Origin of the sequence: Sphingobium sp., from assembly GCF_048594625.1 — a bacterium.
Taxonomy (GTDB): Bacteria; Pseudomonadota; Alphaproteobacteria; order Sphingomonadales; family Sphingomonadaceae; genus Sphingobium.
Genome location: NZ_JBMDWL010000118.1, coordinates 1 through 5,851 on the forward strand (window position 1 = coordinate 1; position 5,851 = coordinate 5,851).

The following is a 5,851-nucleotide window of genomic DNA, read 5'->3' on the forward strand; positions in this document are numbered from 1 at the left end:
GAAGGCGTCGCCCAGCCAGAAGCCGCGATCGAGCGCAATGGCGTTGGCGACGTCGGAGAAGGTGGCTGTGCCCTTGTCCGCCGCGACGACGAAATAGGGATCGTCGCCGTCATGCACGACGACATCGGCGGGGTGCACGACCTTATTCTTCACGATATTGTCGGTGATCGACAGCAGCGACCGGATGAAGATGCGATAGCTTTCGGTGCCTTCGGCCAGCCATGTGTCGCGATCCGCCTGCGGATTGGGCAGTTGCTTGGGATAGAAGCCGCCCTTTGCGCCGGTGGGCACGATGACGGCGTTCTTGACGCGCTGCGCCTTCATCAGGCCCAGGATTTCGGTGCGGAAATCGTCGCGGCGGTCGGACCAGCGCAGGCCGCCACGCGCCACCGGCCCGGCGCGCAGATGGATGCCCTCGACGCGCGGGGAGTAAACCCAGATTTCGCGCCATGGCAGAGGCGCGGGCAGGCCCGGCACCAGCGCGCTGTCCAGTTTGAACGCCAGCGCTTCCTGCGCGGCGGCGGCGTAGAAATTGGTGCGCAGCGTGGCGGTGATGACCGCGCGCAACAGGCGCAGCACCCGGTCTTCATCGATGGCGGTCACCTGTTCCAGCCCGGCGTCGATGTCCGCATTCGCCTGTGCAATGCGGTCGGCCGCGCCGTCCTGCGCGGCGGGATCATGCAATGCTTCGAACAGGGTGATCAGGTTCCCGGCAACAGACTGCGCCTTGCGCAGCGTGTCGGCAAAGGTCGCCATGCCATAGGCGACGCCCGCCTGACGCAGGTAGCGATACAGCGCGCGGAACAGCACGACGGAACGGGGGGCAAGGCCGGCCGTCACGATCAGTTCGTTCAGCCGGTCGTTTTCGGCCACGCCCTCCAGCACCTGCGCGATGGCTTCGGTGACGATTTCGGCGCGGTCCACGACCGCCTGCGTATTGCCGCCCGCGGGCAGTTCCAGCACGAAGCGCTGCACGAAGCCCAGCGACCCGCCGTCCAGCGGCGTCGTCATTTCCTCTATCACGCGGAAACCGAAATTTTCGAACGCGGGGACGACTTCGGACAGGGCGATGGCGTCATGGCTGTAGAGTTTGAGCCGCAGCCGTTCCGCGCTGTCTTCGGGATTGCGGTAGATGCGGATCGATTTGTCGCCGGGGCCGGACAGGCCGTGGAGCAGGCGGATGTCGATCGCGGCTTCTTCCGGCCCCGCGCCATTGCGATAGGCCATGGGGAAGCCGCCCGCATAACGCTGCGCCAGTGCGGCGGCGCGCCCCGGTTCCTCGGTCGCGGCGAGCGCTTCCTCCACAGCGGGCATCCAGCCGCGCACCATCTGTTTCAGCAGACGGTCGAGCGCCACATCGTCGGGTACGACGCCGCCTTCGCGCAGATCGAGCGTGATGCGCAGCAGGGCAAGGCCGCCTTCCTCCAGCGCGATCGACCAGCTGAGCATCGGGCCGTTGCAGGCGAGCGACAGCATGTCCTGAATGCTGACGCGGCGCGCGGTCGACAATTCGTCGCGCGGCAACCAGACGAAAGCGTAAAGGTGGCGCGCCAGCGCGCTGGTCGCCAGCGCCAGTTTCGGGCGCGGCCGGTCGGTCAGCGACATGAATGTCAGCGCCAGCCGCTCCAGCGTATCGCGATCGAAACCGATGGTGATGTCGTGGGGCAATGCGGTCAGCGCATGCGCCAGCGTCTTGCCCGCATGGCCCAGCGGGTCGAAACCGAATTTGTCCATCAGGGTGGACAGGGCCGAACGCAGCAGCGGCACCTTGTCCGGCGTGGCCGACAGGCCCAGGCTGGTCCACATGCCCGCATGGATGGACAGCGCCTTGACGGCCTTTCCATCCCGCACCGGGATGATGACCAGGTCGAGCAGCACATGGCGGTGGACGCGCGACATGCGGCTGGATTTGATGATCAGCGGCGTGCGCTTGCCTTCTTCGAACCAGATGAAGGCGGCCTCCAGCGAGGCGGGCGCGATCAGCGGCTTGTCATGGCGGGTGCAGATGCCCAACGGCGCGCTGCTGCTGCCGTCCCGCTGAACGATTTCATGGCCGGTCTGGGTGAAATGGCGGGCCAGGAACCAGCGCAGCAGGGCGGCGCCTTCCTCATCGGGCACCGCGTCGGCATCCGCCGCCATGGCCGACTGCATCTTCGTCCAGTCCGTCACCGCCACGCGGACGTCGGCCAGCGTTTCCTGCAGCGATTTTTCGAGCGACCGGCGCGCCTTCGCATCGGCCCGGTCGGTTTCGATATAGATCATGGATTCCCGACGCGCGCCCGGCGTGTCATCGTCCAATATCGCCGACAGATTGCCTTCGGCGTCGCGCGTCACGGACAGGATCGGGTGCAGCAACCGGTGGATGGTGATGTCCGCCCCGGCCAGCGCATTTGCAATGGAATCGACCAGAAAGGGCATGTCGTCATTGACGATCGCCACGCGCATGAAGCGGCCCGTCGCCCCTTCACCCAGCGTTTCGATGGCGACGGCGGCATGGCCATGTTTGCGCCCATTGGCGGTACGTCCCAGGAAGGCGGCGGCGGCGGTCATCGCGGCTTCGTCAAAGCCTTCGCTTTCGCCGGGCAGCGCGCCCTTGCACAGCGCGGCTTCCAGCGCCTTGCGAATATTATTGTCGACTTCCTTGTTCTTCGCTTCCGCCAGCGCCGTCATTCGCTCACCTCTTGTCGCGGGTTGATCCCGCCTGGTTCATCACGCCTATATCATAACGGAGGAGGCGCTGGGTCGCCGCCATACGACTCCTCGGCTTACAGGCTGGCTTATATGCGCCCGGCGCGGGCATGGCTCAACCCTCGTCGGGAAATAAAATTTCCAGATTTTGAAATAATATGATGCAATGCAACATGGCCCGCGCGGCTCTCGCGGGCGGGGGACTGACGGGGCTTATCGGTCAGCCTCCGCCGCATGTCGAGCGCCAATGACGCATTTTTTGCGGCCTTTTGCCGCGCCCTGCAAAGTGCGCGCGGCAAAGGGCGTTGCATGCGGGTCAGTGTGCGGCGGCTGCAATGACGCGCTGGTTGAGGTCGCTGTCTTCGGGCAGGGCGGCGACGATGGCCAGCGATCCGTCGGCTTCACGCCGCGCGACCACGACGGCCAGCCCGTCCGCGTCCGTGGCGACGGCGACAGGATCGATCGCGGCTGCCGATTTTACAACGTCGCGGGCCATTTGCCGACGATCCGGCCGGGCAGGGGCCTGTGCCCGGCGACTGGCGCGCTCGTCGCGCACCAGCGCCTTGAGGCCACCGGCATAGGCGGACAGATAGGCGGCCAGCGATCCCACACCCAGTTGCGCCGTCATCGCATGGTCCAGCGCGGTCGCATATTCGGTGATGCGCGTCTTGTCGTAAGTCGCGCCGAAGACCAGCTTGATGACCGCCGTCATGGGACTGCGCGCCTGCGCCCTGATCCCGTAATCGTGCAGCAGTTCGGCATAGTCGGCCGGGCGAACCCGCGCCACCAGCGCGAAATCATAGGACAGGCTGACGGCGCGATACAGCGCGGCATGGCTGCGCGCCTCGCTGATCCGCACGCGGGCCGCGCCGTCGCGGGCCATCGCCAGCCAGTCCGCGAGCGGGGCATCGTCCGTCGGGCATTCCATGCCCGCCAGATCGAGCGTGTCGTCATCCTCATCGTCGATGTCGATTGGCGGCGCGGCTGCGACCGGCCGGTCCATGGTCGGTCCGTCTGCCCAGACCGGCGCGGCGGTCCGCGCAGGCGGCGCGCTGCGCATGGCGGCGTCGACTTCCAGTTCCAGCGCGTCCGTCAGGCTGCGGCTGGCCAGTTCCTTCCAGTTGATGACGCCGAACACGAAATCGATCGTTTCATCGTCCGACGAAAAGGGCATCAATATGCCGCGATACATGATTTCCGCGCCGCGCTGATTGACGAATTCCGCCTCGAACCCGATCGGCGCGGCATTGGCGATGATCTGAAGATAATGATCGGTCAGGCGCGACAGCAAAGATCGGGCGGGCACATCGTTGATATGATCGATCGCGCCATCGATCTCGCATTCCTGCCGCAACGCCGTGCCCAGGTAGACGATGGCGGGATTGTCGATGCCGACGCTGAAATCCAGCAGCACGGCATGGAGGCCGAAATCTTCCAGCTGTTCGGGCGCGAGATCCTCGATCGAGGGCAGGCTGCGATCGCCCAGCAGGGACGCCCAATAGTTGTAGGCGCGCACCTGCATGCGGCGTTCTTCCGAAATGGCGGCAGGCGGCGCTTCCATCTGCGCATCGCCGACATAGTCGAAATCGTCCTCGTCATTGGCGGCGTCATGCCCCCGCAGCGTGTCCATTCGATCGTCCCACCTTCAGCCTGAATAGAATTTCGGGACTCGACAGTGGCACGGGATGGTAAATTTGCCGTAAACAGGGGCGCATCGACGGGGCCGCGCGGTCGATTTACGCCGTCATCCGAAAAAAGCGATTTCACGGGAAATGGCGGCTTGTCCTTCGCGCCAACCGCTGTTATCTGCCCGCCCCGACGCCGCTTTAGCTCAGTTGGTAGAGCACATCATTCGTAATGATGGGGTCACGTGTTCGAGTCACGTAAGCGGCACCATTCTTCCTGAATAATTGATTTTGTTAGGGAAATTCCGAGAATCTGGCCGGGTTACATCCGGCTGCTACAGACGTAGCAGGTGATTCTTTACGACTTATTCTCCTTAAACGCGATGGCGGAGCCTGTTATTTTCGGCGCGCCATACCCATGCAACTCCGTCCATACATCAGTGGGCGTCGAGAATGGGTTAAGTTTCTTGGGACCAAGAGCAGGTCGGAAGCGAAGCAGCATATCCTGTTACCCGTCATAGACACAGACCGGGAACTGTGACGTACTTGCCCCATAATGCTTCCTTCCATTCCAACGAAAGGATCGCACCATCAAATTGTGCGATCAAACACACGGACATGAAGCATGGGACTTCGTTCGCGCTAAATATGATCTTAACCAGTGATGGCGCACATGGTCGGCACATTACGCCGGACGGAAACATGCTGCACGAAACGATCAAGCCTTGTCTGACATCTGCCGATGTGGAGGCTTTTGAACAATGTATCGGGCGCATCGCCTTCGCCCGCGATGGAACAATTCTGCGCGTCAATGACCGGTGTCTGGCGCTTTTCGGCTATTTGGGCTGGGATCTGGTCGGGCGGAACCGCGTCATTTTCAAGCCCGAACCATCCGAAGATGAGCCATGCGACGCGATCGATCGGGCGTTCGAAAATGGGGAACCCTATTTCGGCGAAATGCGCCAGCTCAAGCGTGATGGCACGATATTCTGGACGGAAATATCCTGCATTCCGATCAAGGAAGATGGCGAAACGGTCAGCGAAGTCGTCCTGTTCGTGCGCGACGCCACGGACCGGATGATGTCCGCGGTAGACGATGCCGGTCAGATCGCCGCCATCAATACATCGCAGGCGGTCATCCATTTCGCGATGAACGGCACCATCCTGCACGCCAATGACAGGTTCCTGGCGGCGACGGGATACCGGCTGGATGAGATTGTCGGCCAGCATCATCGCATATTCGTGGACGGGGCAGAGGCTGCCGCGCCATCCTATGAAGCATTTTGGGATAGCCTGCGCGATGGTTCCCACGCCTCTGGTGAATATCGCCGGTTCGGCAAGAACGGGCAGGCCGTCTGGCTGCGCGCGACCTATAACCCCATTTTCGATCTGGAAGGGCGCCCGTTCAAGATCGTCAAATATGCGGTGGATGTGACGCCGGAGAAAAAGCAGACCGCCGATTTTCAGGGCCAGATCGCCGCGATCGACAAATCGCAATGCGTCGTCACCTTCGCACCCGATGGCACCATCATCGATGC

General features: G+C 63.0%; 4 protein-coding genes and 1 tRNA gene. 3 read left to right on the top strand and 2 right to left on the bottom strand.

The features are described 5' to 3' along the window. The coding region (locus ACOJSJ_RS14990; RefSeq protein ID WP_420145777.1) for an NAD-glutamate dehydrogenase domain-containing protein at positions 1–2,670 on the bottom strand (2,670 nt) is incomplete at its 3' end. A 334-nt stretch (positions 2,671–3,004) separates the two neighbouring features. Then, the gene (locus ACOJSJ_RS14995) at positions 3,005–4,318 is read right to left on the bottom strand and encodes a hypothetical protein (protein ID WP_420145778.1); all 1,314 of its coding nucleotides are present in this window, start codon (positions 4,316–4,318) and stop codon (positions 3,005–3,007) included. A 190-nt stretch (positions 4,319–4,508) separates the two neighbouring features. Here ACOJSJ_RS14995 and ACOJSJ_RS15000 point away from each other — a divergent pair. The 3 genes from ACOJSJ_RS15000 to ACOJSJ_RS15010 form a co-directional block, all read left to right on the top strand. Next, positions 4,509–4,584, top strand: a tRNA-Thr gene (locus ACOJSJ_RS15000). Between the two features lie 96 nt (positions 4,585–4,680). Next, the gene (locus tag ACOJSJ_RS15005; RefSeq protein WP_420145780.1) at positions 4,681–4,854 is read left to right on the top strand and encodes a DUF6538 domain-containing protein; all 174 of its coding nucleotides are present in this window, start codon (positions 4,681–4,683) and stop codon (positions 4,852–4,854) included. A gap of 161 nt (positions 4,855–5,015) precedes the next feature. Continuing rightward, positions 5,016–5,851 (top strand): PAS domain-containing protein (locus tag ACOJSJ_RS15010; RefSeq protein ID WP_420145779.1); only part of this gene is annotated, 836 nt, incomplete at its 3' end.